The following is a 25390-nucleotide window of genomic DNA, read 5'->3' as shown; positions in this document are numbered from 1 at the left end:
GCGCGGCTTCACCCCTGCCATGAAATCGCCTAGGCTGGCGGCAATGTCTGTCCATCGCATCCAGCCTCAGCCCTTTTTCGCTGACAAGAACCGCGCCTTCTGGAACCTGCAATTCGCCGGGTGGGCGGGCGCGTTCCTGCTGCGCGGGTCGTCCACCATCGCCAATGGCCAGCCGCTCTCCAGCCTGATCCCGGTGATGATATCGACCGTGACGGGCTATTCGGTGACGCTGCTGATCGCGGTCGTCTTCCGCTTCCTGCAACGGCAACGGCCGATCGTCACCTGGGGCGCTTCGATCCTGACCGTGGTGCTGGCGGCGGGGCTGGTCGCCTTTATCGACGCCTGGGTCTTTTCGACCCAGAACCGGGCGAGCGAGACCGCCGGGCTGCAACTGTTCCTGGGCGCATTCTACCTTAGCATCACGCTGCTGGGGGCATGGTCGGCGCTCTATTACGCCATCAACTTCTATCTGACGGTGGAGGAGCAGGCGGACCAGCTTCTGCGTCTGGAAAATCAGGCGTCCAGCGCCCAGCTCGCCATGCTGCGCTACCAGCTCAATCCGCATTTCCTGTTCAATACGCTCAACAGCATCTCGACGCTTGTCCTGCTCAAGCAGACCGACCGGGCGAACGCCATGCTGTCCCGCCTGTCGTCCTTCCTGCGCTACACGCTGATCAACGAACCGACCGCGCAGGTGACGATCGAGCAGGAGGTGGAGACGCTGAAACTCTATCTGGAGATCGAGAAGATGCGGTTCGAGGACCGCCTGCGCCCGGTCTTCAACATCGATCCGGCCGTGGCGCAATCGCGCCTGCCGTCGCTGCTGCTCCAGCCGCTGGTGGAAAATGCCATCAAATATGCCGTCACGCCCAAGGAGGAGGGGGCCGAAATCTCGATCACCGCGCAGCCTGCCGGTGAAAATGTGCGGATCGTCGTATCGGACAGCGGTCCGGGATTGAACGAGGGGTTCACCCGTCCGAACAATCCCGCCAGCGAAGGAACGGGAGTTGGCTTGGCGAATATCCGCGATCGTCTGATTCAGGCCTTCGGGGAACGACAAAGCTTTGAGACGCGTTCCACGCCAGGCGGTTTTTCGGTCGTGATCGAAATGCCGCTTAATCTGGATGAACCATCGAAAGTGGCCGCATGACCATCAGAACAATCCTCGTCGATGACGAAAGCCTGGCTATCCAAGGCCTGAAGCTCCGTCTGGAAGCGCATGAGGATGTCGAAATCGTAGAAACCTGCTCGAATGGCCGCGAAGCCATCCGCGCTATCAAGACGCATAAACCCGACCTTGTGTTCCTCGACATTCAGATGCCCGGTTTCGACGGCTTTTCCGTTGTGCAGGGGCTCATGGAGGTGGAGCCGCCGCTTTTCATCTTCTGCACCGCCTATAGCGACCACGCGATCCGCGCGTTCGAAGCGCAGGCGGTCGACTATCTCATGAAGCCGGTGGACGAGGGCCGCCTTGCCGACGCGCTCGACCGCGTGCGCCAGCGCCTCACGGAAAAGCGGCAGGTGCAGGAAGCTGAAAAGCTGCGCGAAGTGCTGGCCGAAGTCGCACCCGATGCGATGAACGAGTTCGCCGCCGACGAGGAAGCGCCTTCGTCCAACCGCTTCGAAAAGCTCATCAACATCAAGGATCGCGGGCAGATTTTCCGCGTGGACGTGGATTCGATCGAGCGGATCGACGCCGCGGGCGACTATATGTGCATCTACACCGCCGACAATTCGCTGATCCTGCGTGAAACGATGAAGGATCTTGAGAAACGGCTCGACCCGCGCAACTTCCAGCGCGTCCACCGCTCCACGATCGTCAACCTGAGCCAGGTGCGCCAGGTCAAGCCGCACACCAACGGCGAATGCTTCCTGGTGCTGGAATCCGGCGCGCAGGTAAAGGTCAGCCGCTCCTATCGCGACGTGGTGGCGCGCTTCGTGCATTAAGGGCACGGCCGTTCATTTGAACACCCATTGCCTGTTCAGGCTGAACACCACCGCAGGCGTCACGAACAGCATGGCCGGGATGGGCGACCATTCCGGCCATCGCATATGCGTGACGCACAGGAAGACCCACAACGCGTTGAGCGCATAGCTGACCAGCGACACGGCGACGAATTTGAACCCGCGCGCCGCCTGATTGCCGCGTGTCCCATGCCCCCGGAAGGTGAAGAGGCTGTGCGTCACATAGCCGATGATCACTGCCGCCACATAGCCAATGCCGTTGGCCAGTTGCGGATGCAGCCCGGCGGGAGCCGCCAATGTCCAGTAGATCGCCGCCTGGCAGGCGGTGATGAACAGGCCGCTGACGCCATAGCGGACGATCTGCCAGAACAGGGCCTGCCGGCCGGCGGACAGATGGCCAAGGATTTTCATGGATCGCCCCGTTGCGCTTTGTTGCGGAGCCTCTAATCCACGCGCCATGAACTTGCAAAGCAGCGTCACCCTGCGGGCGCGTCTCATGCCATGGCTCATGCGCCTGTCCGGCGGGGCGGAGCGGCATTGGGCGTGGCTGGTCTTCCTGATGTGGGTCGTGGCGGTCACCTGCTTCCTGGTCATGCGCTGGCCTTCCATCCACTGGCTGACGCTGAACGATACCGACGACAATATCCGCTACCTGCAAGTGCGGGACTGGCTCGCGGGGCAGGGCTGGTACGATCTGCGGCAGTACCGGCTCGACCCGCCCGCCGGGTTCGACATCCACTGGTCGCGGCTGGTCGACCTGCCGCTGGCCGGGCTGATGCTGTTCTTCCGCGCCTTCATGGATCAGGGGCAGGCGGACCGGATCGCCTGCGGCATCGCGCCCTTGCTCCCGCTGCTGCCGCTGATGCTTGGCCTCGGCTTCATCGGCCGCAGGCTGGCGGGCGGCAATGGCTGGATATTAGCGGCGCTCGCCCCCTTCGCGGCGCAGATGGGCATCAGCATGTTCATGCCCATGCGGGTCGATCATCATGGCTGGCAGCTTGCCCTCGCGGTGCTGATGCTGGCTGGCCTTGTCGATCGCAAATGGCTGCGCGGCGGGATCGTCGCGGGGTTGAGCAGCGCGCTGTCGATCGCGATCGGCATGGAAATGATCGTCTATCTGGCGGCGGGCGGGGCGCTGATCGCGCTGCGCTGGGTGTTCAAGGAAGGGGCGGGACGGCGGATGCTGCCCTATGCGCTGAGCCTGGGCGGCGGCGTGTCCATCCTGTTCCTGCTGTTCGCCAGCTATGCCAACCGGCAAATGGTGTGCGACGCGCTCTCGCCCATCTGGGTCGCCATTTTCGGCGCGGTGGCGGCGGGCATGACGCTGCTGGCCTTGCTGCCGCTGCGCAACTGGCAAAGCCGCCTTGGCGCGGGCATGCTGGTGGGGGCAGCGGTCGCCGCCTTCGCCTGGCTCAACTGGCCGCAATGCCTGTCGGGCGCCTATCAGATCTCGCCGGAGCTGGAGAGGCTCTGGCTGTCCAACATCCGCGAGGCAAAGCCCATCACCGCGCAGGCGCGCAACATGGTGGTGCCGCTGATGGCGATCCCGCTGGCGGGGCTTCTGGGCCTGATCTGGGGCGCGTGTGAGTCGCGCCGCGACAGCGACAGACGCTGGGCATGGACCACGATCGGGCTGATGATGCTCTTTTCCACGGCGCTGCTGTTCTGGCAGCTGCGGGCGGGTCCGGCGGCGCAACTGCTCGCCATCCCGGCCGCCGCCTGGGCCGCGCATCGCGTGATCGGGATGATCTTCACCGGCCGCCCGCTCGCGCGCATCCTGGGTGTTGCGGGGGCCGCGATCCTGGCCGTGGCGGCCTTCGCGACGCCGCTTTATCCGCAACTCAACCGGCTCTGGGCCAGCAGCACGGGCGAGGCGGCCAAGCCCCAGCGCGCATCGCTGGCGGCCCGGCACAAGATCATCAACAAGGCCAATGCCCTTTGCCGCAGCCTGCCCGTTCTGGAAGTGCTGGATCAACTGCCCCCCGCCACCATCTTCACCATGGTGGACCTTGGCCCCCGCCTGATCGCGACCACCCATCACAGCGCGATCGCTGGCCCCTATCACCGCAACGGCAAGGTGATATTGGACGTCCATCACGCCTTTGACGGCCCCCCCGCCGCCTTCCGCCCGATCGCGGCGCGGCATCATGCAACCTATCTGCTGATCTGTCCCGGCTTCCCCGAAGGCACCGTCTATCAGGCGCGCAGCCCCCAGGGCTTCTATGCCGGTCTGATGCGGGGCGAGGTGCCCGGCTGGCTGAAACCCGTGCCCCTGCGCACGGGCCTGACCTTGCCCTACACGCTTTACCGCATCGATTATTCAGCGGCGGGCGGCGAAAAAGCCTCGCAGCAGCGCTGAGGCTTTCTCACCGCCAATGCCGCCATAGACGTCCGGCCGGTGCAGGCATTGGGGCTGCGCGTACAGGCGCGGCCCTTGCTCGATCGCGCCGCCCTTGGGATCGGCGGCTGCGTAATAGAGGCGGGCAATGCGCGCATGGGAAATCGCGCCCGCGCACATCGGGCACGGCTCCAGCGTCACCCACAGGTCGCACCCGGTCAGGCGGAAGTCGCCCAGCAGCGTGGCGGCGGTGCGCAGGGCGACGATTTCCGCATGGGCGGTGGGGTCATTGTCACGCCGGTTGCGATTCTCGCCCTCGCCGATGATACGGCCGTCCAGCGTCACTACGGCGCCGATCGGCACCTCCCCCGCGGCCTCCGCCGCGCGCGCCAGGTCAAGCGCGCGGCGCATGGGCGGGGGAAGGGGGAAGGGCGGCGTCATGGCCGTCCCTTACAGGATGATGGGCTATGGCGAAAAGGTCAGGGTTTCTTCACGTCGACGGTGGGCACCTCGACCGTCTCGTTGCGCGATCCGACCTCCACCTTGGCGACGTTCGCCTCATATTTGGGCAGGGTGCCGCCTTCGACCGCGATCTTGGGCAAGCTGCCCCTCTGCGTCTGTTCCAGGTTGATGAAGCCGGTGACGATTCCGGCGGCGAGGATCAGCAGCACGATCAGCAACAGGCCACCAATGAGTCGCATTTCGCCCTCCTTAGGGATATGGATGCCAAACGCCCCGTCCGGCGAAAGGGTTGCGCGAGCTGATCCATGCGCTCCTCTGCCGGGTTGACGGCGCGGGGGATTCCCGTTATCCGCGCCGCTTTCCGAACGATCATGCATTACAAGGTTGATTGACTATGTCGCGCATCTGCGAGCTGACCGGCAAGGGCCGCCAGGTGGGTCACAACGTGTCCCACGCCAATAACAAGACCAAGCGTGTGTTCCTGCCCAACTTGCAGAACGTGTCGCTCATCTCCGAAACGCTTGAAACCACGGTGAAGCTGCGGGTTTCGACCCATGGCCTGCGTTCGGTGGAACATAATGGCGGCCTCGACAACTGGCTGCTGAAGACCAGCGACGACAAGCTGTCGCTCAAGGCGCGCCGCCTGAAGCGCGACATTGCGAAGAAGCAGGCCGCCGCAGCCGCCTGATTTCCGCTCGATTCGTTTCGGCATGAAGCGGCCTGGCGACGGGCCGCTTTTTTGCGTTCGGCGCGCGCGAGGATCAGGGGCGCAGCGCGAATTTCAGCAGCAAGGTGCGCTGGAAAAATTCGTGGTTATCGTCGGACACGATCCACACCATGGTCTGGCCCTGTTCCCGGCTGAGCGCCAGCCCTTCGAAATTGTCGGCCAGCAGCGGCGGCGCAAGCTGCGCCAGCGTCCGCGCCTTCAACCTGTCGCCCGCGCGCGGCGATGCGGGCAGTTCCACTATGGCGAGCGTCGCGGTGAAGAGATTCTGCAACGTCACCCTGCGGTTGAGCACGAGCAGGCGGCGCTCATCGAGCGCGACCAGATCGGTCGGCCGGTATCCGCGCGGCGGCGCATAGCGCAGGTGAATGGGGGCGGGCGTCGCTTCATCGGCCGGATCGCCGCTGAACAGCAGCGTGTCGTGGCTTCCATCGCTCGTCATGCCCATCTCCGCTATCACCAGGAAGCGGCCATCGGGCAAGCGGGCCATGGACTCGATCGATCCGGTTTCAGGCCATGCCTCTATGTCCGGCCAGGTCCGGCACGCCTCCACCCGCGCGAAGCCCGGCGCATAGCGGCATATCCTCTGGAGCATCTCGAACCCCACCCAATAGCGGTCCGTCGCCGGATCATGGGTGAGCGATTCTGAATCCCATGCCCACCAGGGCTGGCTGCGATCTTCGGCCCTCACCGGCAGGGGAGCGATGAACGGGTGGCGGTTGTCCGGGCGGGGGCGCACGGCAAAGCCCATCAGCGTCCCTGAATCGCTGAGCGCCAGTACCTGTCCGTGCGCATCCACCATCAGCGAGGAGATGCCGCCAAAGCCGCGATGCGGGCTGCTGAGCTGCCAGCCGCCCTTATAGGTGAGCGCCCCCACCTGGTTGACGGACGGGTCTATGGAACTCAAGGGAAGCGCACGGACCTTGACCAGCAGGGGGCCGGGGCCGAAAAGCTCCGGCTTGTTCTTGTGCGGCGCCGGTAACAGCAGGATCGCGAGCAGCAGGACGATCAGGATTCGGCGCATCGTTTCGCCATAGGCATTCCGGGTGACGGAACCAACCTTCATGACTGCCTGTCCGGGCGGGCCGCTTCGGCGCCGCTGCTTTTCGCTCAACTGCGGCGAATGGAAAAGAAAAACGCGCATTAACGGCGGCTGTCACGCCCATTCAGGCTTGGCTCAAAGCGAATCGGGCAAAAGGGGTTCAATCGATGCAGTTGCCCCAATGGCAGCAGCCATCGAAAAGGATATTTCGAGGAGCACGCCATGAAGACCAAGTTTCTGATCAATATGGGGGCAGCGCTGGCCATGGGCGCGGCTTCCTTCGCCGTCACCGCCGCTCCGGCGCAGGCCCGCGACGGCTGGGGCCGCTATGAACGCGGCGACTATTATCGCGGGGACCGTGGCTATCGCGGTTATCGCGGCGATTATTACCGCGGCGATCGTGGCGACCGCTATTACCGGAACAACTATTATCGCGGCTATCGTGGCGGTTACCGCTGCCGCGACAATGGCACGGGCGGCACGATCATCGGCGCGATCGCCGGTGGCCTGCTCGGCAATGAAGTCGGCAAGGGCAGCGGCCGCTATGGCCGTCGCGGAGACGGCACCACCGGCGCCATCATCGGCGCGGGCGTGGGCGCTCTGGCGGGCCGGGCGATCGACCGGGATTGCTGAGCCGCTTTCCAACGGCAGGCAAATGAAGAGGGCCGCCTTCCGGGGCGGCCCTTTTTCATGGGCCGGTCTGCTCCCGCCTGGCCCTTGCCGCGCTCATGGCGGCGGGATTGATGCCCGCGTCATCCTGCGGCGGATGGTTGCGCGCGTCTAGTTCAGCCGCAGCGTCGTTAAGCGCGCGCGCCTCTCCGGGGGCAAGGCCGCTCGCATCGCCATCGTCTGATGAACCGCATCCGCCCAAGGACAAAAGCAGCAGCAGCGCTGGCCCCAAGCCGATCATCCTCATCGCCTGACCTTTCCGCAAAGAAAAGGGCCGCTCCGTCACCGGCGCGGCCCCTTCGACATTTCCCTTGGGAAAAGGGAAATTACATCGCGTTCGCCGAAGCGTTGGCAGCGACGTTGCTGGCGTTTTCAGCAGCGTTCGAAGCGTTGGTGGCGGCGTTCTCAGCAGCCAGCATCGCGTTGTCGGCAGCGTTCGCGGCGTTTTCCGAAGCATTGGCCGAAACGTTGGCGGCGTTTTCCGAACCGCCAGAGCAAGCGGCGAGACCGAGCGAAGCGGCGAGAACGAGCGAAAGAGCAATCGACTTGGACATGGGCAAACCCCTCTCAGAGAAAAAAACTGCGCAGACCACTCTCGGAGAAAAGTTCACCCCCCTTTGCGCCTGCGGGGCCGATACGTAATGAATACGGCGACTCAAGGCAATCCCATTCCTGCGTAACCGCGCAAAAGCGCGCAATTGCGGTGCCACTGGCGACAGCCATTGACGCATATAAAGATTTCTTTATATGATCCTCGCATGAGTGCCGCACTCGACATTTTCCGCGCCCTTGGCGATCCGACGCGGCTGCGCATCATCTATCTGCTGCGCGCGATGGAGCTTGCCGTCGGCGAAATCGCACAGGTGGTGGGGCAAAGCCAGCCGCGCGTGTCCCGCCACGTCCGCATCCTGGCCGAAGCCGGGCTGGTGGAGCGGCGCAAGGAAGGCAATTGGGTGTTCCTGCGCCTGGGCCGGGGCTCCGCCATCGCGCCCTTCCTCACCCTTTTCGATCAGCTTGCCCCTTCGGAAAGCGAGCAGTTGTGGCAGAAGGCGGACCTTGCCCGGCTGGCCGCGGTGCGCGCCGACAGGTCGCGCGCGGCGGAAAGCTATTTCGCCGAACATGCCGAAAAATGGGACGCCATCCGCTCGCTCCATGTGCCTGAGCGTGATGTCGAACGCGCGATGACGGCGCTGCTGGAGGCGGAGCCGATCGGCCATCTGCTTGACATCGGCACCGGCACGGGGCGCATGATCGAACTGTTCGGGCCGCTGGCGGATCAGGTGACGGCGCTTGACCGCAGCCCCGACATGCTGCGCATCGCCCGTGCCAAGCTGCCTGAGGATGCTGGCGGCAAATATGCGCTGGTGCTCGGCGACTTCGGCGCGCTGCCGCTGGCGCAGGGCGATGCCGACACGGTGGTGCTGCATCAGGTCCTGCACTATGCGCAGGCGCCCGAAGCCGTCATCGCCGAAGCCGCGCGCGTCACGGCCGCCGGGGGCCGGGTGCTGATCGCCGATTTCGACGCGCATGAGCGGGAGGAGCTCCGGCTGCGCGACCAGCATGCGCGGCTCGGCTTTTCCGACGACCAGATGGAAAGCTGGTTCGCGCAGGCGGGCCTCGACCTCGACCGGGTGGAAAGCCTGCCCGGCCATGAACTGACCGTGAAACTGTGGCTGGGGCGGCGTCGCGGCGCGCGCATCCTGCCGATTGAAGGACGCATTTGCGCATGACCTTTCCCTTCCCCTCCGTCGAAGAGGCCCGGCGCGTGCTCGATGCGCCGCTCTATGCCGATATGGCGGGCGACCTGAATGTCAGCTTCGAATTCTTCCCGCCCAAGACGGAGAAGATGGAGGAGCAGCTCTGGTCCGCGATCGGGACGCTGGCGCCGCTTGCCCCCAAATTCGTGTCCGTGACCTATGGCGCGGGCGGCTCCACGCGTGAGCGGACGCATAACACCGTCGCCCGCATCGCGAAGGAAACGCCGCTGCCCGCCGCCGCGCATCTGACCTGCGTCGCGGCGAGCAAGGCGGAGATCGGCGAGGTCGCCGACGCCTATTGGGAAGCGGGGGTGCGTCATATCGTCGCTTTGCGCGGCGATCCGCCGCAGGCCGGGTGCAAGTTCGAACCGCACCCGCAAGGCTATAAGGGCGCGGCCGAACTGGTCGAAGGGCTGGTCAAGCGCCACCCGTTCGAGATTTCCGTCGCCGCCTATCCCGAAACCCATCCCGACGCATCGAGCGCGCAGAGCGATATCGACAATCTCAAGCGCAAGCTGGACGCGGGCGCGACACGGGCGATCACGCAATTTTTCTTCGAACCCGAAACCTTCTTCCGTTTCCGCGACACGGTGGCGGCGGCGGGGATCGATGCGGAGATCATCCCGGGCATCATGCCGGTCAGCAATTTCGCGGCGGTCCAGCGCATGTCCGCCATGTGCAATACCGCCGTGCCGGAATGGATGGGCAAGCTGTTCGAAGGGCTGGACGACCTGCCCGCCGCGCGGCAGCTGGTTTCCGCCACGCTGGCGGCGGAACTGTGCCGCAAACTCTATGCGGGCGGCGTGCGCGACTTTCATTTCTATACGCTCAACCGGGCGGAGTTGAGCTATGCGATCTGCCATCTGCTGGGGGTGAGGGCGGCATGAGTCCCTTTCTTCCGTTCACCCTGAGCCTGTCGAAGGGTGCCACCGAACGCAGCGAGGTGTCTTCGACTTCGCTCAGCCCGAACGGGAATGAACATGACTGCTGAACAACGCTTCCGCGCCATTGCGGCGGAAAAGATCATGATCTTCGACGGCGGCTACGGCACGTCGATCCAGAAGCATGGGCTGACCGAGGCGGATTATCGCGGGTCGCTCGATCTGGCGAAGGATCAGAAGGGCAATAACGACCTTCTGTGCCTGACCCGGCCTGATATCGTGGAGGGCATTCACACCGCCTATCTCGACGCTGGCGCGGACATGATCGAAACGAACACGTTCAGTTCGACCAGGATCGCCATGGCCGATTATGGCTGCGAACATCTGGTGCGGGACATCAACATCGCCGCCGCCCGGATCGCCCGGCGCGCCTGCGAGGCAGCGACGGCAAAGGATGGCCGCCCCCGCTTCGTCGCCGGATCGATCGGGCCGACGAACAAGACGCTGTCTATCTCGCCGGACGTTAACGATCCCGCCTTTCGCGAGGTGGATTATGACACGCTCAAGGCCGACTATCGCGAGCAGTGCGACGCGCTGATCGAGGGCGGGGTGGATTTCCTGCTGGTCGAAACCTGCTTCGACACGCTGAACGCCAAGGCGGCGGGCATGGCGGCGCGCGAGGCGGAAGCGGCGGCGGGGCGGCCCGTGCCGCTGATGCTGAGCTTCACCATCACCGATATGTCCGGGCGCAACCTGTCCGGCCATACGATCAACGCCTTCTGGTATTCGCTGCGCCATTTGAAGCCGCTGACCATCGGGGTGAACTGCGCCTTCGGGGCAGATCTGCTGCGGCCTTATCTTTCCGAACTGGCGAAGAATGCCGACACGCTGATCCTGGCCTATCCCAATGCGGGCTTGCCCAATGAGCTTGGGCAATATGATGAACTGCCCGAAACCACCGCCTCGCTCATCCGCCAGTGGGTCGATGAGGGGCTGGTCAATATGGTCGGCGGCTGCTGCGGCACCACGCCCGCCCATATCGGCGCGGTGGCGAGGGCGCTGGCCGGGCATAAGCCGCGTCAGGTGCCGGAACTGCCGGTGGTGACGCGGCTCGCAGGGCTGGAGCCCATGCATATTGCGGCTTGAATTACCGGAGGAAATAGCTCTCCTCCGTTCGCCCCAAGCGAAGTCGAAGGGCAAAACCGAACATAGTGAGGTATCTTCGCCTCCGCTCAGACAAGGGCTTCGACTTCGCTCAGCCCGAACGGATTTAGAGATCGGGATATGACCCAAAGTTCAACCGCCACTTTCGTCAATATCGGTGAACGCACCAATGTCACCGGATCGGCCAAGTTCAAGAAGCTGATCATGGCGGGCGACTATGCCGCGGCCATCGACATCGCGCGCGATCAGGTCGAGAATGGCGCTCAGATCGTCGACGTGAACATGGACGAAGGCCTGCTCGACGCTGTCGAGGCGATGACGACCTTCCTCAAGCTCATGACCTCCGAACCGGACATCGCCCGCGTGCCGGTGATGATCGACAGTTCCAAATGGGAAGTGATCGAGGCGGGGCTGAAATGCGTCAGCGGCAAGCCGATCGTCAACTCGATCAGCATGAAGGAGGGCGAGGAAGCCTTTCTGGACCATGCCCGCAAATGCATGGCCTATGGCGCTGCGGTCGTGGTCATGGCGTTCGACGAGACGGGGCAGGCCGACACGAAGGAACGCAAGGTCGAGATTTGCGAGCGCGCCTACAAGCTGCTGATGTCCATCGGCTTTCCACCGGAGGATATCATCTTCGATCCCAATATCTTCGCCGTCGCGACGGGGATCGAGGAGCATAATAATTACGGCGTCGACTTCATCGAGGCATGCCGCGAGATCAAGGCGCGCTGCCCGCATGTCCATATTTCGGGCGGCCTGTCCAACTTCTCCTTCTCCTTCCGCGGCAATGAGCCGGTGCGGCGGGCGATGCACAGCGTCTTCCTCTACCACGCCATCCCCGCTGGCCTCGACATGGCGATCGTCAATGCGGGGCAGCTCGACGTCTATGACGCGATCGACCCCGCGCTGCGCAAGGCGTGCGAGGATGTGCTGCTGAACAGCGACCCCGAAGCGGGCGAGCGGCTGGTCGAACTGGCCGAAAGCTACAAGGGCAAGGATGCGGCGGCGGAAAAGGCGGCGGAGGAATGGCGCGGCTGGCCGGTCGCCAAGCGGCTGGAACATGCCCTGGTCAAGGGCATCGATATGTATGTGGTCGAGGATACGGAAGAAGCCCGCCTCAGCGCCGCCAAGCCGATCGAGGTGATCGAAGGTCCGCTGATGGACGGCATGAATGTGGTGGGCGACCTGTTCGGCGCGGGCAAGATGTTCCTGCCGCAGGTGGTGAAGTCCGCCCGCGTCATGAAGAAGGCGGTGGCTCACCTGCTGCCCTTCATCGAAGCGGCGAAGGAGCCCGGCGCCAAGGGCAAGGGGAAGGTCGTCATGGCCACCGTCAAGGGCGACGTCCATGACATCGGCAAGAATATCGTCGGAGTCGTGCTCCAGTGCAACGGTTTCGAGGTGATCGACCTGGGCGTCATGGTGCCCTGGCAGGACATCATCAAGGCCGCGAACGAGAATGACGTCGACATGATCGGCCTGTCCGGCCTCATCACCCCGTCATTGGACGAGATGGTGACGGTGGCGGCGGAAATGCAGCGCGCCAACATGACCGTGCCGCTGCTGATCGGCGGCGCGACCACGTCCAGGGTGCATACGGCGCTGCGCATCGATCCGGCCTTCACCGGCCCAGTCGTCCATGTGCTGGATGCCAGCCGCGCGGTCGGCGTGGCGACGGCGCTGGTGTCGGAGACCCAGAAGGCGGACTTTGTACAGAAGACGAAGGACGATTATGAGCATGTCCGCAAGACGCGCGAGGGCAAGGGGCAGAGCCAGCTTCTCTCGATCGAGGATGCGCGTGCGAACGCCTTTGAAATGGACGAGGCGTTGAAGGCCCCGCGCCCGCGCCTGCCGGGCATTCACGCCTTCCCCGATTGGGACCTCAAGGACCTGATCAACTATATCGACTGGACGCCCTTCTTCCGCGCCTGGGAACTGGCGGGCAATTACCCCGCCATATTGGAGGATGAGGTGGTCGGCGAAAGCGCCACCAGCCTGTTCAACGACGCGCAGAAGATGCTGGACCGCATCGTCAGCGAAAAATGGCTGACGGCGCGCGGCGTGGCGGGGCTATGGCCTTGCCGCCGCGAGGGCGACGACATCATCGTCCATGTCGAGGATGAAAAGCATGTCCGCCTGCCCATGCTGCGCCAGCAGATCGCCAAGCGCGAAGGCCGGGCCAATATGTGCCTTGCCGACTTCATCAGCCATGATGGCGACTGGATAGGCGGCTTTGCCGTGTCGATCCACGGCATCGAACCGCATCTGGCGCGCTTCAAGGCGGCGATCGATGACTATTCGGACATTCTTCTGAAGGCGCTGGCCGACCGTCTGGCCGAAGCCTTTGCCGAGCGGCTGCACCATTATGTCCGCACTGCGCTATGGGGCTATGCGGAAGGCGAGCAGTTGACCAACGAAGCGCTGATCAAGGAACAATATCGCGGCATCCGCCCAGCGCCCGGCTATCCCGCCTGCCCGGAACATAGCCTGAAACCATTGCTGTTCGACATGCTGGACGCCCATCACGCAACCGGCATCACGCTCACGGAAAGTTTCGCCATGCTGCCGACGGCGGCGGTCAGCGGCTTTTATTTCGGCCATGCGCAGGCCGAATATTTCGGCGTGGCGCGGGTCGGACGCGACCAGCTGGAAGATTATGCGCGGCGGCGCGGGATCGACGTCGAAACGGCGGAGCGCTGGCTGCGGCCTAATCTGGATTAAGGTCTAGGCAGGAAGGTCCGTTCGTTTCGAGCGAAGTCGAGAAACGCTGACGCGGCGTTTCCCATATCTCGACTTCGCTCGACACGAGCGGCTGTTGAGTATCGGCCGTCACCGCTTCTCATGATTGGCAGCCACGGCCTTCGCCACGGCCTGCATCAGTTGCCAGCGCACGGGGATGGGTTCGGTCGTGCTGCCGATCATCACCGCCACGGCATAGCTGGTGCCATCGGGCGCGGTCATGATGCCGATGTCGTTATATCCGGTCGAGCGGGGGGCCAGTTCCTGCCCGGTCCCGGTCTTGTGCAGATATTTCCATCCGGCCGGAACGCCGCCCTTGATCCGCTGCGGCCCGGTCTTCGCCTGGCTCATGATCGACATCAGCAGCTGGCTCGACGCGGGCGACAGCATCTCGCCTTCCTTCAGCTTCGCCAGCGCCTTCACGATCGATGACGGCGCGGCGCCGTCCGGCGGATTGGCGAGATAATTGTCGAGCGCCTTCACCCGCACCGGCATGGGCAGCCGCGAACGGGCCGCATAGAAGTTGCGGCCGATCGAATAATCCTGCCGCCAGTCGAGGCCAGCCGTCGCCGATTGCAGCAGCCGTTCGCCGGGGCCGAAGCGGATATCCTTGATCGTCCGCCGCGCCAGGAAGCCGCGCACTGCTTCGGGTCCGCCAACGGCGCGCAGCAGCGTATCATTCGCCGTATTGTCGCTCTGTGTCATCGCGCGGCGCATCAGGTCGGAATAGCTGGTCGTCCAGCCGCTCGATCCCACGAGCGCGGCGGTCGGCTGGTGGAACAGCGTCAGGTCCTTGCGCGTGATGGTGGTCGTGTCGGTCAGGCGGATCTTGCCCCGGTCGACCGCGTCCAGGAACGTCATCGACACCCACAGCTTCGACACGCTCTGCTGCGGGAACAGCGCATTGCCGTTCCACGCGACGGTCCAGTCGGCGCCGATCCGGCGCACCGCGATGCCGACCTTGCCGTTGAAGCTCTGGCCCAGGTTGCGAATCACGCTGACCAGCGCCGGGGGCGGCGTTTCCCGCTGGTCGACGTTCAACTGATCGAAGGTCTTGGGCGGATTGGCGACGCGCTTGATGGGGTAGGTCGCGGTCGTCGGCTGCGGGCGCTGGGTCGCGCTGGCCTGCGGCTCCATGGGAGCGCTGACGCAGGCGGAAAGCGCCGCGACCAACAGGATGAGGCGGACCGATCCGCCTTCCGGGCGCCTGCCGCGCCCCTGATTTCGATTGTGCATGAACGTCCCCGAACTCTCCTTCGATTTAGGCCCGTCACCCCCTTTGGCTGACAAGGGAGATGCGACGAATGATTCCACATTTGCGATGTAAGGAGTCTGAACGGCATGGCCAATATGCGCTCACCTGCCGTTAAGCCGTGATGGGCAAGGGAGCATCGCATGATGGCATCGTTGATCGACCGGCGGACATTGCTGCGGACGGGCGCGGGCGCCTGTGCCGGGCTGCTGATGATGCGGCACCAGGGCGCGCAGGCTGCCCCCTTCGCCTCGCGCAGGATCGCCGTGACCACGCGCGGAACGGGGCGCGACGTGCTGCTGATCGCGGGACTCGCCAGCGGACCGGCGCTCTGGAACGGCATCATGGACAAGGTGCCGGGCTTTCGCTGGCACTTGATCCATGTTCGCGGCTTTGCCGGCCTCGCCCCGGACGCGAACGCCACCGGACCGCTGGTGCAACCACTAGCCGATGAGATCACTCGCTACATCAAGGCCGCAGGACTCGTCCGCCCGGCCGTGGTCGGCCATTCCATGGGCGGCACGCTGGCGATGATGCTGGGCCTCAAGGGCGTGGCGGGACGGATCATGGTCGTCGACATGCTTCCGGCGGGCGCGGCGATGGTCGGCGGCACGGCGCGCGGCATGGGATTCCTCGCCGATCAGCTCAGCCAATATTTCACCGGCACGAAAGCAGGCCGCGCCTATCTGGCGCAGATCGTCGCGGATGCGCCCGGTGCGCGCGGCAGCGACCCGGACGTGATCGCCAATGCCCTGCGCGACCTTGCCAATATCGATCTGGGGCCGCAGCTCGGCCGCATCACCGTTCCCATGGACGTGGTCTACGCCACCGGCTCCGATGCGGCGCAGGCGGCGCAGATCAGCCGCAATTTCCGCGCCGCCTACGCCGCCAAGAAGAACGCGCGGCTGCTGCCGATCGGTCCCAGTGGCCATGTCGTCATGGCGGACCAGCCCGCCCGCTTCGCAGCGATGCTCAAGGATTTCCTGACGTAGATATCCTGATCAGATCAGGGAGCCAGCACCGTATCGACCGCCGCGGGCAGCATGCCGGGATAATCAAGCGTATAATGCAGCCCCCGGCTTTCCTTGCGGCGCAACGCTGAACGCACGACGAGCCGCGCGACCTCCAGCAGGTTGCGCAGCTCGATCAGGTCCGGCGTAACGCGGAAATGGCCGTAATATTCGTCCACTTCCTTGGCGAGCAGGTCGATGCGGTGCTGCGCGCGCTCCAGCCGCTTGGTGGTGCGCACGATGCCCACATAGTCCCACATGAACCGGCGGATTTCCTTCCAGTTATGCTGGACGATGACCTCTTCGTCGCTGTTGGTGACGCGGCTTTCGTCCCATGGCCGGATGGACGGGGGCGGGGGCAGTTCATTCCAATGCGCGCGAATGTGACGCGCCGCCGCTTCGCCGAAGACGAAGCATTCCAGCAATGAGTTGGACGCCAGGCGATTGGCCCCGTGAAGTCCGCTTTCCGTCACTTCTCCAGCGGCATAGAGGCCCGGCAGGTCGGTGCGGCCATCCAGATCGATGATCACCCCGCCACAGGTATAATGCTGCGCCGGGACGACCGGGATTGGCTCCTTGGTGATGTCGATGTCCAGGTCCAGCAGCCGCGCATAGATGGTCGGGAAATGATGCTTTACGAATTCGGGGTCCTTGTGGCTGATGTCCAGATGGACATAGTCAAGGCCAAGGCGCTTGATCTCATGGTCAATGGCCCGCGCCACGATATCGCGCGGGGCAAGCTCGCCGCGCGGGTCGAAGCGGGGCATGAACCGCTCGCCGCCGCCGGGCACGCCGGGGGGGAGCTTCAAATGCCCGCCTTCGCCGCGCACGGCTTCGGTGATCAGGAAATTCTTGACCTCCAGATTATAGAGGCACGTGGGGTGGAACTGGTTCATCTCCATGTTGGAGACGCGGCAGCCCGCGCGCCATGCCATGGCGATGCCGTCGCCGGTCGCCCCGCGCGGCGCGGTGGAGAAGAGATAGGTGCGCCCCGCGCCCCCGGTGCACAGGATCGTCGCCTTGCCCAGCAGCGCGTCGACATGCTTGGTCTTCTTGTTGAAGGCGTAGACGCCCCAGACATGGCCATCGCCCGAATAGCGCTCGCCATGGCGGCTGGTGATAAGGTCGATGGCGACCATATCCTCAAGCAGCGTGATGTTGGGATTGGCGCGCGCGGCCTTGAGCAGCGCGACCTGCACGGCATGGCCGGTCGCATCATCGACATGGACGATGCGCCGGTGGCTGTGCCCGCCCTCACGCGTCAGGTGCCAGCGTTCGCCAAACTCCTCCCCGCCGTTGAAGGGGACGCCAAGCTGCGCCAGCCGCTCGATCGCGGCCGGGGCTTCGGACACGACGAACTCCACCGTCTCCCGGTTGTTGAGGCCCGCGCCCGCCACCATCGTGTCATGCACATGCGCTTCGAAACTGTCGCCAGCGTCGAGCACGGCCGCGATGCCGCCCTGCGCCCAGTTGGTCGATCCGCTGTCGAGCGCAGCCTTGGCCAGCACCACGACCTTGCGATCCTGGGCGAGGTTGATCGCGGCGGTGAGACCGGCGGCGCCGGAACCGATGATGACGACGTCATGCGTGGTGGTGGGCATATTCGATACTCTCCCCTCCCGCTAGCGGGAGGGGCCGGGGGTGGGCAATAGCGCAAGCGTCGCCGTTATGTGCGACAGCATGCCTTCGATGTTCGTCAGCACATCTGCATTGGTGAAGCGCAAAATGGAATAGCCTTGGTCACGGCAATAGGCGTCACGCCGCGCGTCATCGTCAGCGCTGTGTCGTGGCTGATACCGTCCAGTTCGACAATGAGCCGGAATTCGCGGCAGAGAAAGTCGGCAAAATACGGACCTACCGGCATCTGGCGGTTGAACTTGTGGCCGCCAAGCTGGCGATTGCGCAGGTTCTGCCAGAGGAGACGTTCGGGAGGCGAAGCTACGTTGCGAAGGGACTTTGCGCGAGCCGTATTTCTGTTCGGGGGAGTCACGCAGCAGCCGTAAGGTGAAGGAACACATCCTCCAGATCCGGGTCGCGCGTCACCACATCCACGATAGACAGCCCGTTCGCCTGCACCGCGCTCAGCACCTGGCCCGCATTGGCGCGGTCCTTCATATAGGTGATGGTCAGCGTCCGGGGATCGGACAGTTCCACCTTCTCGAAACAGGGCGCGTCCGGCGCGGCGGCGATGTCGCGGTCGACCGTCACCTGCACCACCTTTTCCTGGGCCATGGCGATCAGTTCGCGCGTCGGCTTGTCGGTGATCACCCGGCCATGGTTGATGATGCCGATCCGGTCGCAAAGCTCCTCGGCCTCTTCCAGATAATGGGTGGTGAGGACGATGGTCACGCCCTGCGCGTTGAGTTCGCGCACATAGGCCCAAAGCTGCTGGCGAAGCTGAACGTCGACGCCCGCGGTCGGCTCGTCCAGCACCAGGATCGGCGGCGAATGCACCATCGCCTTGGCGACCAGAAGCCGCCGCTTCATGCCCCCCGAAAGGGTGCGGGCATAGGCGTCCGCCTTGTCCTCCAGATGGACCGCGCGCAGCAATTCCATCGATCGCCGCCGGTCCTTCGGCACACCATAATAGCCCGCCTGATTCTCCAGCGTTTCGTAAGGCGTGAAGAAGGGATCGAACACGATCTCCTGCGGCACGATGCCGATGGAATTCTTGGCGTTGCGGGGATTCTGGTCGATGTCGAACCCCCAGATCCTCGCGTTGCCGCTGGTCTTGTTGACCAGCCCGGCGAGGATGTTGATCGTGGTCGACTTGCCCGCGCCATTGGGGCCAAGCAGGCCGTAAATCTGCCCCCGCGGGATCGTCAGGCTGATATTGTCGAGCGCGCGCTTGCCGCCTTTATAGACTTTGGTGAGGTTGGTGATCTCGATGGCGGGGGCGGGTATGTCGGTCATGGCTGATCTCTATGGGGATCGCGCGAGCGTTCGGGAAGGGGCATTCCCATATCACGGAAGGAGGATCAAAACTCGTCCGCCACATCCATCAGACCCAGCAGCTTGCGCGGCGCGACCTCCCGCCAGCTTTTGCGCAGCCGGTCCTCGATCTGGTCCCAGTCGGTATCCCCAAGATCGAGGCGGATGCCGACCCAGCCGTCGCCGAAATAAGCGGGACGGTAATAGCGGTCCGGGTCGCTGTCGATCAGCATCGCCTGTTCTTCGGGCGCGGTCGTCTTTACCAGGACGGAGACGATGCCGTCGCCATGATGATCCTGACTGAAATATGCGAATTTCTTGCCCTTTTCGATGCCGAAGCAGGGCATGCCGTGGGACGTCACCTCGTCCGCCTGCGGCAGGGCGAGAGCGCGATCGCGCACCCGTGCCAGCAGCCATTCGGGTTGCCGCTCGCGAGTCACGAAATCGGCGAGGGTGCGGGAATAAAGCTGATGTTCCGCGATCAGGATGCGGGCGGCCAGACTGTCGGCGGTATCGCCTGGCAGGATTGCGACTTCCGTTTGCGCCAGCACCGGGCCGTCGTCCAGTTCGCTGGTGACGACATGCACGGAACAGCCCGCATGGCTGTCGCCTGCATCCAGCGCCTTTTGATGCGTGTCCAGCCCCTTATATTTGGGTAGCAGGCTGGGATGGATGTTGAGCATCCGGTTTTCCCATCCCGCGACGAACTCGGGCGAGAGCAGCCGCATGTAACCGGCCAGTGCCACATATTCAGCGCCTGCCGCGCGCAGTTGCGCGTCGATGATCCGGTCGAACTCGGCCCGTTTCATGCCCCTGTGGCTGTGCGCAAAGGTGGGCACGCCTTCCGCCGCCGCCAGCGTCAGGCCAGCGGCCTGCGGATCATTGGCGGCAACCAGCACGATCTCATAGGGGCAGGATGGATGCTTGGCGGCATAGAGCAACGCCGCCATGTTGGACCCGCGCCCGGAAATCAGAACGCCGACTTTAGCCTTTGCCATATCCGAACGACCTCCGTTCGTCCTGCGTAGCCGCTGAGCGAAGTCGAAGCGGCGTATCGAAGGATGTTGCGCCCAGCCCTGCTTCGATACGGGTCATCGACAAGCTCAGTCCCTACTCCGCACGAACGGTTGCGAGAATTGTGTTACCCCAGATGCGTCGCGGACCAATCGGCCTTCGCGCTCCAGGTCTCCTGCGATCCCTTGACGGTGCAGCCCTTCTCGCCGCTTTCCACCACGCCCACGCGCAGCACGGTCTCTCCCGCCGCTTCCAGTTCGGCCGCAACCGCATCCGCCACGTCAGCATCGACCGCCAGCACCATGCCGACCCCGCAATTGAAGGTCCGCGCCATCTCCTCCGGCTCGATATTGCCCTGTGCTTGCAGGAACGCCATCAGCCGAGGCTGTTCCCAGCCATCGGCGTCCACTACGGCATGGCAGCCATCCGGCAGCACGCGCGGGATGTTTTCGAGCAGGCCGCCGCCCGTAATGTGGGCAAGCGCGTTGATCCTGCCGCCGCGCACCAGCGGCAGCAGCGCCTTCACATAGATCCGCGTCGGCGCCATCAGAGCGTCAATCAGCAGCACTTCATTGTCGAACAGGGCAGGGCGGTCGAGCTTCCAGCCCTTGTCCGCGGCAAGGCGGCGCACCAGCGAAAAGCCGTTCGAATGCACGCCCGACGAGGCAAGGCCCAGCAGCACGTCGCCCGCCTTCACCCTGTTGCCCGTCAGCGCCTTGCTGCGTTCCACCGCGCCGACGCAGAAACCGGCGAGGTCATAGTCCCCGGCGGCATACATGCCCGGCATTTCCGCCGTTTCGCCGCCGATCAGCGCGCATCCGGCCTGGCGGCATCCTTCGGCAATGCCCGCGATGACGCGCTCGGCGACGCCGCTCTCCAGCTTGCCGGTGGCGTAATAGTCGAGGAAGAAAAGCGGCTCCGCACCCTGCACGATCAGGTCGTTAGCGCACATCGCCACCAGGTCGATGCCGACGCCATCGTGCCGGTCATGATCGATCGCCAGCTTCAGCTTCGTGCCCACGCCGTCATTGGCCGCGACCAGCAGCGGGTCGTCATAGCCGGCGGCCTTCAAGTCGAAGAAACCGCCAAAGCCGCCCAATTCGGCGTCGGCTCCCGGACGGCGGGTCGCCTTGGCCAGCGGGGCGATGGCGCGGACCAGCGCATTGCCCGCGGCGATGTCCACGCCAGCCTTGGCGTAGCTGTAGGATTCGGTGTCGCTCATGCCCGCGCCCTAGAGCATTTTCGAGCCGGATGGAAACATCTGGCAGAATGGAAAATGCGGCATGCCAGAAAGCACACCATGACGCGGAAAAGGGAAAGGCAATGGGTTGGCGCTTGGCAGACGGGGGAAATCCCGCCAAAAGGGCGCGCGTGAGCCTGTCCACCGCCTCCCGTCGCCCGATATTCCGGCCCTCGCAGCTGCTCCGCATGCTGTCGCGCCCCTTGCAAATACTGGCCGCGATCGCGCTCGGTCTCGCCGCCGCGGCGCTGTTCGCGCAGATGGAGGGGGAGCGCGGCGTGCCGCCGATCGCCAGCGGCGGCGACTATCAGGTAAGCGGCATCAAGGTCGACGTCGTGGGCAAGGACGCCAACAGCGCCCGGCAGGCGGGCTGGCGGCTGGCGCAGCGGCAGGGCTGGCGGATGCTCTGGACGCGCACTCATGGCGCGGCGGGCGTGCCCAACCTGTCCGATTCGCAGCTTGAATCGATGATTTCGGGCATCGAGATCGAATATGAGCAGATCGGGCCGAACCGCTATATCGCGACGCTCGGCATGCTGTTCGACCGCGCGCGCACCGGCCAGTTGCTGGGCGTTTCCGGGCAGGTGGTGAGATCGCCGCCGCTGCTGGTCATCCCTGTCATGTGGGACGGCGGATCGGCCGTATCCTATGAGCGGACCAATGAATGGCAGAAGGCCTGGGCGCGCTTCCGCACGGGCGACAGCGCGATCGACTATGTGCGCGTCAGCGGATCGATCGCCGATCCGGTCCTGCTGAACGCCGGCCAGGTGGGGCGGCGCGGGCGGCTGTGGTGGCGCGTGCTGCTCGACCAATATGGTGCGGCCGATGTCGTGGTGCCGATCGCGCGGATCGAGCGGCAATGGCCCGGCGGCCCGGTCACCGGCACCTTCACCGCCCGCTACGGTCCCGACGACCGGCTGATCGGCAGCTTCTCCCTGCGGGCATCGGCCGAAAGCGCCATCCCGCAGATGCTGGACGAAGCGGCGCGCCGGATCGACCAGCTTTATACAGGCGCGCTCAACGACGGCCGGTTGCGGCCCGACCCCTCGCTCATCATCGAGGAGCCGGTGGACCCCGATGCGCTCGACATCGAAAATGCCGCCGACCTGCCGCTGAACGGCTTCGACCTGCCAAGCGCGCAGGTGCCGGGCATTGGCAGCTTCTCGATCCAGTTCGACACGCCTGATGTCGCATCCGTGGCACAGGGCGAGGCGGCGTTGCGCGGCATTGCGGGCGTTCGTTCGGCCCGTACCAGCAGCCTGGCGCTGGGTGGCACATCGGTCATGCAGGTCAGCTTCGAAGGATCGGCCGATGCCTTGCGCGCGGCGCTGCAAGCGCGCGGCTATGGCGTGACCGTCTCCGGCTCCACACTGCGTATCCGGCGGCAGGCGGCGGCTCCTGCGGGCGGAGCACCGGCCCCGCAATGACGCAGATCAGCCTGCCGTTCGACTGGCCAGGGCAGGGGACGGACGATGATTATCTGGTGAGTGAAGCCAATCGTATCGCCGTCCGTCATCTGGAAGGATGGCGCGACTGGCCGCTTGCGGTCAGCGTGCTGGGCGGGCCGCCGCGTTCCGGCCGGTCGCTGCTCGGCCGCCGTTTCGCCGGGTTGAGCGGCGGAACGGTGATTGACGATGCGCAGGGGCAGGACGAACGCCTGTTGTTCAACGCCTGGAACGATGCGCAGACCAGCAGGCGGCCGCTGCTGCTGATCGGGCGCGATCGCCCCGCGCAATGGCAGGTCGCGCTGCCGGACCTGCGATCCCGCCTTGCCGCCGCGCCGTTCGTGTTCATCGCCGAACCGGACGAGGCCCTTGCCCGCGCGCTCATCGAACGGGCGTTCGTGCGGATGGGGACGCCCTATGCGGCGGATCTGCCCGATTGGCTGCTGCGCCGGATCGAGCGCAGCTATGCCGCAATCGCGGGCGTGACGCGCATCCTTAATGAGGCCGCGCTGTCATCTGGACGTAAGATTTCCGTCGCTATGGCGAAAGAGGCCCTGCAAGGGTCCGGTTTTTTGCCTATAGTCGCCGATGACCCTCAATGAGCGCAGAGAGAAACGTGGCCGAAGCTGATCCCTCCGCCAGCATCACCCTGCCGGGCGACCGCTATTTCAACCGGGAACTGTCCTGGCTTGCGTTCAACCAGCGGGTGCTGGAGGAAGCGATGAACCGCGCCCATCCGTTGCTGGAAAGGTTGCGCTTCCTGTCCATCTCCGGCGCCAATCTGGACGAATTTTTCAGCGTCCGCGTCGCCGGGCTCAAGGGGCAGCAGTTGCAGGATGTCGACATGCGCTCCGCCGATGGGCTGACCCCGGCGCAGCAGCTTGCCGCCATCGCCGACGAAACCATCCGCCTGATGGGCGCGCAGCAGAAGGTCTGGGCGGCGCTGCACGGCGAACTGACGCAGGTCGGGATCGAGGTGATCGGTCCGGGCAGCGAAATGGACGATGCGAGTGAAAGCTGGCTGCGCGAACATTTCCTGACGCAGATCTTCCCCATCCTGACGCCGCAGGCGCTGGACCCGGCGCATCCCTTCCCCTTCATTCCCAATCAGGGCCTGTCCATCGTCTTCGACCTGGAACGGCTGTCGGACAAGCAGCCGATCCGCGAACTGGTGATGATCCCTTCCTCGCTCGCGCGTTTCGTCCGCATGCCCGGCGAACACGCGCGCTACATAGCGCTGGAGGCGGTGATCCGCCGCTTTTCCGCCGACCTCTTTCCCGGTTACCGCGTGCGCAACAGCGGCGTGTTCCGCATCATCCGCGATAGCGACATCGAGATCGAGGAAGAGGCGGAGGATCTGGTCCGCTATTTTCGCAGCGCCATCAAGCGCCGCCGCCGCGGCCGCGTGATCCGCATGGAGATAGAGGAGCGCATTCCCGAACCGGTCGAGGAAATGTTGCAGGACATGCTCCAGGGCCATGAAGCCATGATCGCGGAAGTCGAAGGCTTCGTCGGCATCGGCGACCTGTCCGGCGTGGTCGATGAGGATCGCCCCGACCTGAAGTTCGAACCCTTCGCCCCGCGCTTCCCTGAACGCATCCGCGAATATGGGGGGGACTGCTTCGCCGCGATCCGGGCGAAGGACATCGTCGTCCACCATCCCTATGAGGCCTTCGACGTGGTCGTGTCCTTCCTGAAACAGGCGGCGTCCGACCCGGATGTGGTGGCGATCAAGCAGACGCTCTACCGCGCGGGCAAGCAGTCGGCGATCATCCGAGCGCTTATCGACGCGGCGGAGGCGGGAAAGTCGGTGACGGCGGTGGTCGAACTCAAGGCCCGGTTCGACGAGGAGCAGAATCTGATGTGGGCCGACGCGCTGGAACGCGCGGGCGTGCAGGTGGTCTACGGCTTCATCGACTGGAAGACCCATGCCAAGGTGTCGATGGTCGTCCGGCGCGAGGCGGAGGCGTTCCGCACCTACTGCCATTTCGGCACCGGCAACTATCATCCGGTGACCGCGCGGATTTACACCGACCTCAGCTTCTTCACCGCCGATCCCGCCTATGGCCGCGATGCCGCTGCGCTGTTCAACTATATCACCGGCTATGTGGAGCCCCAGAGACTTGAGAAACTGGTGATGAGCCCGCGCGACCTGCGCAACCATCTGTGCCAGTTGATCGATGCGGAGATAGAGCATGTCCGGGCGGGCCGCCCCGGCACTATCTGGGCCAAGATGAACTCGCTGGTCGACCCGGCGATCATCGAAAAGCTCTATGCGGCGAGCAATGCGGGGGTCCAGATCGACCTCATCGTGCGCGGCATATGCTGCCTGCGGCCGGGTGTTCCGGGCATGTCCGAAAATATCCGGGTGAAATCGGTGGTCGGCCGTTTCCTGGAACATAGCCGCATCACCGTCTTCGGCAATGGCAAGGCGTTGCCTAACAACGGCGCTAAGGTGTTCATCAGTTCGGCCGACTGGATGCCGCGCAACTTCGACCGCCGCGTTGAATTTCTGGCGCCGGTGGAAAACCCGACCGTCCACGATCAGATATTGGACCAGGTGATGGTCGCCAACCTGATCGACACGGAACAAAGCTGGGAACTGGATAGCGACGGCCATTATGAGCGCGTCGTGTCGAGCGACCGGCCATTCAACCTGCACCGCTATTTCATGACCAACCCTTCGCTGTCCGGGCGCGGCGCATCGCTGGACAGCGGCGCCGTGCCGACGCTCAGGCTGCGCGGGCGAGCCTGACG

The 25390-nt window shown here is 64.5% G+C and carries 24 protein-coding genes and 1 pseudogene; 13 read left to right on the top strand and 12 right to left on the bottom strand.

The window, feature by feature from the left end:
• Window positions 1–43: 43 nt before the first annotated feature.
• Both ET21_RS0113810 and ET21_RS0113805 read left to right on the top strand, forming a co-directional pair.
• A complete protein-coding gene (locus ET21_RS0113810) occupies window positions 44–1150 on the top strand; it encodes a sensor histidine kinase (protein ID WP_021238666.1) in 1107 nt (368 codons plus the stop codon).
• Window positions 1147–1947: a LytTR family DNA-binding domain-containing protein gene (locus tag ET21_RS0113805; protein WP_021238665.1), complete on the top strand. Its 801-nt coding sequence runs from the start codon at window positions 1147–1149 to the stop codon at window positions 1945–1947. Before ET21_RS0113810 ends, ET21_RS0113805 begins: the two co-directional genes overlap by 4 nt.
• 12 nt (window positions 1948–1959) lie before the next feature.
• On the opposite strand, the gene ET21_RS0113800 is transcribed toward ET21_RS0113805, so the two are convergent.
• A complete protein-coding gene (locus tag ET21_RS0113800; RefSeq protein WP_021238664.1) occupies window positions 1960–2376 on the bottom strand; it encodes a GtrA family protein in 417 nt (138 codons plus the stop codon).
• 46 nt (window positions 2377–2422) lie between these two features.
• On the opposite strand from ET21_RS0113800, the gene ET21_RS0113795 reads away from it, so the two are divergent.
• Complete coding sequence (locus ET21_RS0113795; protein ID WP_030540155.1) at window positions 2423–4324, top strand: hypothetical protein; 1902 nt, start codon at window positions 2423–2425, stop codon at window positions 4322–4324.
• Here ET21_RS0113795 and ET21_RS0113790 read toward each other — a convergent pair.
• Together ET21_RS0113790 and ET21_RS0113785 are read right to left on the bottom strand one after the other, a co-directional pair.
• The gene (locus tag ET21_RS0113790; protein WP_030540154.1) at window positions 4286–4744 is read right to left on the bottom strand and encodes a nucleoside deaminase; all 459 of its coding nucleotides are present in this window, start codon (window positions 4742–4744) and stop codon (window positions 4286–4288) included. The genes ET21_RS0113795 and ET21_RS0113790 overlap by 39 nt on opposite strands.
• A 38-nt stretch (window positions 4745–4782) precedes the next feature.
• Window positions 4783–5004 (bottom strand): hypothetical protein, encoded by a 222-nt coding sequence (locus ET21_RS0113785; protein WP_030540153.1) that lies wholly within the window; start codon window positions 5002–5004, stop codon window positions 4783–4785.
• 155 nt (window positions 5005–5159) lie between these two features.
• Here ET21_RS0113785 and rpmB point away from each other — a divergent pair, with 155 nt between their 5' ends.
• Entirely contained in the window at window positions 5160–5453 is a 294-nt protein-coding gene (rpmB, locus tag ET21_RS0113780; RefSeq protein ID WP_021238660.1) for a 50S ribosomal protein L28, read from the top strand.
• A gap of 73 nt (window positions 5454–5526) precedes the next feature.
• Here the strand turns inward: rpmB and ET21_RS0113775 are convergent, their stop codons facing one another.
• Window positions 5527–6513, bottom strand: coding sequence for an esterase-like activity of phytase family protein (locus tag ET21_RS0113775; RefSeq protein WP_030540152.1), 987 nt, complete (start codon window positions 6511–6513; stop codon window positions 5527–5529).
• 240 nt (window positions 6514–6753) lie between these two features.
• Between ET21_RS0113775 and ET21_RS0113770 the strand changes: the two genes are divergently transcribed.
• The gene (locus ET21_RS0113770) at window positions 6754–7164 is read left to right on the top strand and encodes a glycine zipper 2TM domain-containing protein (RefSeq protein WP_021238658.1); all 411 of its coding nucleotides are present in this window, start codon (window positions 6754–6756) and stop codon (window positions 7162–7164) included.
• 55 nt (window positions 7165–7219) lie between these two features.
• On the opposite strand, the gene ET21_RS0113765 is transcribed toward ET21_RS0113770, so the two are convergent.
• Both ET21_RS0113765 and ET21_RS0113760 read right to left on the bottom strand, forming a co-directional pair.
• On the bottom strand, window positions 7220–7441 hold the full coding sequence (locus tag ET21_RS0113765) for a hypothetical protein (RefSeq protein WP_030540151.1): 222 nt from the start codon (window positions 7439–7441) through the stop codon (window positions 7220–7222).
• An 85-nt stretch (window positions 7442–7526) separates the two neighbouring features.
• Window positions 7527–7754 (bottom strand): hypothetical protein, encoded by a 228-nt coding sequence (locus ET21_RS0113760; RefSeq protein WP_030540150.1) that lies wholly within the window; start codon window positions 7752–7754, stop codon window positions 7527–7529.
• Window positions 7755–7958: 204 nt separating this feature from the next.
• On the opposite strand from ET21_RS0113760, the gene ET21_RS0113755 reads away from it, so the two are divergent.
• From ET21_RS0113755 to metH, 4 genes are all read left to right on the top strand, one after another.
• Window positions 7959–8930, top strand: a complete 972-nt coding sequence (locus ET21_RS0113755) for a metalloregulator ArsR/SmtB family transcription factor (RefSeq protein WP_021238655.1) — start codon at window positions 7959–7961, stop codon at window positions 8928–8930.
• Window positions 8927–9844 carry a methylenetetrahydrofolate reductase gene (metF, locus tag ET21_RS0113750; RefSeq protein WP_021238654.1) on the top strand — a complete coding sequence of 306 codons (918 nt, stop codon included), beginning with the start codon at window positions 8927–8929 and terminating at the stop codon, window positions 9842–9844. Before ET21_RS0113755 ends, metF begins: the two co-directional genes overlap by 4 nt.
• Before the next feature lie 93 nt (window positions 9845–9937).
• Entirely contained in the window at window positions 9938–10984 is a 1047-nt protein-coding gene (locus ET21_RS0113745) for a homocysteine S-methyltransferase family protein (RefSeq protein WP_030540149.1), read from the top strand.
• A 138-nt stretch (window positions 10985–11122) separates the two neighbouring features.
• Window positions 11123–13723, top strand: a complete 2601-nt coding sequence (gene metH, locus ET21_RS0113740; RefSeq protein ID WP_021238652.1) for a methionine synthase — start codon at window positions 11123–11125, stop codon at window positions 13721–13723.
• Between the two features lie 108 nt (window positions 13724–13831).
• Here the strand turns inward: metH and ET21_RS0113735 are convergent, their stop codons facing one another.
• On the bottom strand, window positions 13832–14977 hold the full coding sequence (locus ET21_RS0113735; RefSeq protein WP_030540148.1) for a serine hydrolase: 1146 nt from the start codon (window positions 14975–14977) through the stop codon (window positions 13832–13834).
• A 159-nt stretch (window positions 14978–15136) separates the two neighbouring features.
• Between ET21_RS0113735 and ET21_RS0113730 the strand changes: the two genes are divergently transcribed.
• Window positions 15137–15985, top strand: coding sequence for an alpha/beta fold hydrolase (locus ET21_RS0113730; protein ID WP_030540147.1), 849 nt, complete (start codon window positions 15137–15139; stop codon window positions 15983–15985).
• Between the two features lie 14 nt (window positions 15986–15999).
• Here the strand turns inward: ET21_RS0113730 and nadB are convergent, their stop codons facing one another.
• From nadB to purM, 5 genes and pseudogenes are all read right to left on the bottom strand, one after another.
• The gene (nadB, locus tag ET21_RS0113725; protein ID WP_030540146.1) at window positions 16000–17604 is read right to left on the bottom strand and encodes an L-aspartate oxidase; all 1605 of its coding nucleotides are present in this window, start codon (window positions 17602–17604) and stop codon (window positions 16000–16002) included.
• A gap of 21 nt (window positions 17605–17625) precedes the next feature.
• Window positions 17626–17993, bottom strand: a pseudogene (locus ET21_RS27105) (endonuclease domain-containing protein).
• Window positions 17990–18916, bottom strand: a complete 927-nt coding sequence (locus tag ET21_RS0113715) for an ABC transporter ATP-binding protein (RefSeq protein WP_021238647.1) — start codon at window positions 18914–18916, stop codon at window positions 17990–17992. The pseudogene ET21_RS27105 and the gene ET21_RS0113715 overlap by 4 nt, the downstream one beginning before the upstream one ends.
• Window positions 18917–18981: 65 nt before the next feature.
• A complete protein-coding gene (gene purN / locus ET21_RS0113710; RefSeq protein ID WP_030540145.1) occupies window positions 18982–19932 on the bottom strand; it encodes a phosphoribosylglycinamide formyltransferase in 951 nt (316 codons plus the stop codon).
• 143 nt (window positions 19933–20075) lie between these two features.
• Window positions 20076–21170 (bottom strand): phosphoribosylformylglycinamidine cyclo-ligase, encoded by a 1095-nt coding sequence (gene purM, locus ET21_RS0113705; protein ID WP_021238645.1) that lies wholly within the window; start codon window positions 21168–21170, stop codon window positions 20076–20078.
• A gap of 206 nt (window positions 21171–21376) precedes the next feature.
• Here purM and ET21_RS0113700 point away from each other — a divergent pair, with 206 nt between their 5' ends.
• The 3 genes from ET21_RS0113700 to ET21_RS0113690 are packed head-to-tail and all read left to right on the top strand — an operon-like array spanning window position 21377 to window position 25388.
• Window positions 21377–22615 (top strand): heavy-metal-associated domain-containing protein, encoded by a 1239-nt coding sequence (locus ET21_RS0113700; RefSeq protein ID WP_156029185.1) that lies wholly within the window; start codon window positions 21377–21379, stop codon window positions 22613–22615.
• A complete protein-coding gene (locus tag ET21_RS0113695) occupies window positions 22612–23235 on the top strand; it encodes a chromosomal replication initiator protein DnaA (RefSeq protein ID WP_030540143.1) in 624 nt (207 codons plus the stop codon). Before ET21_RS0113700 ends, ET21_RS0113695 begins: the two co-directional genes overlap by 4 nt.
• 14 nt (window positions 23236–23249) lie before the next feature.
• Window positions 23250–25388, top strand: a complete 2139-nt coding sequence (locus ET21_RS0113690) for an RNA degradosome polyphosphate kinase (RefSeq protein WP_021238642.1) — start codon at window positions 23250–23252, stop codon at window positions 25386–25388.
• Window positions 25389–25390 lie beyond the last annotated feature (2 nt).

The organism is Sphingobium sp. DC-2, from assembly GCF_000722555.1.
GTDB lineage: Bacteria > Pseudomonadota > Alphaproteobacteria > Sphingomonadales > Sphingomonadaceae > Sphingobium > Sphingobium quisquiliarum.
The sequence above is the reverse complement of the archived record's forward strand: the minus strand, read 5'-3'. Positions and strand labels throughout refer to the sequence as shown.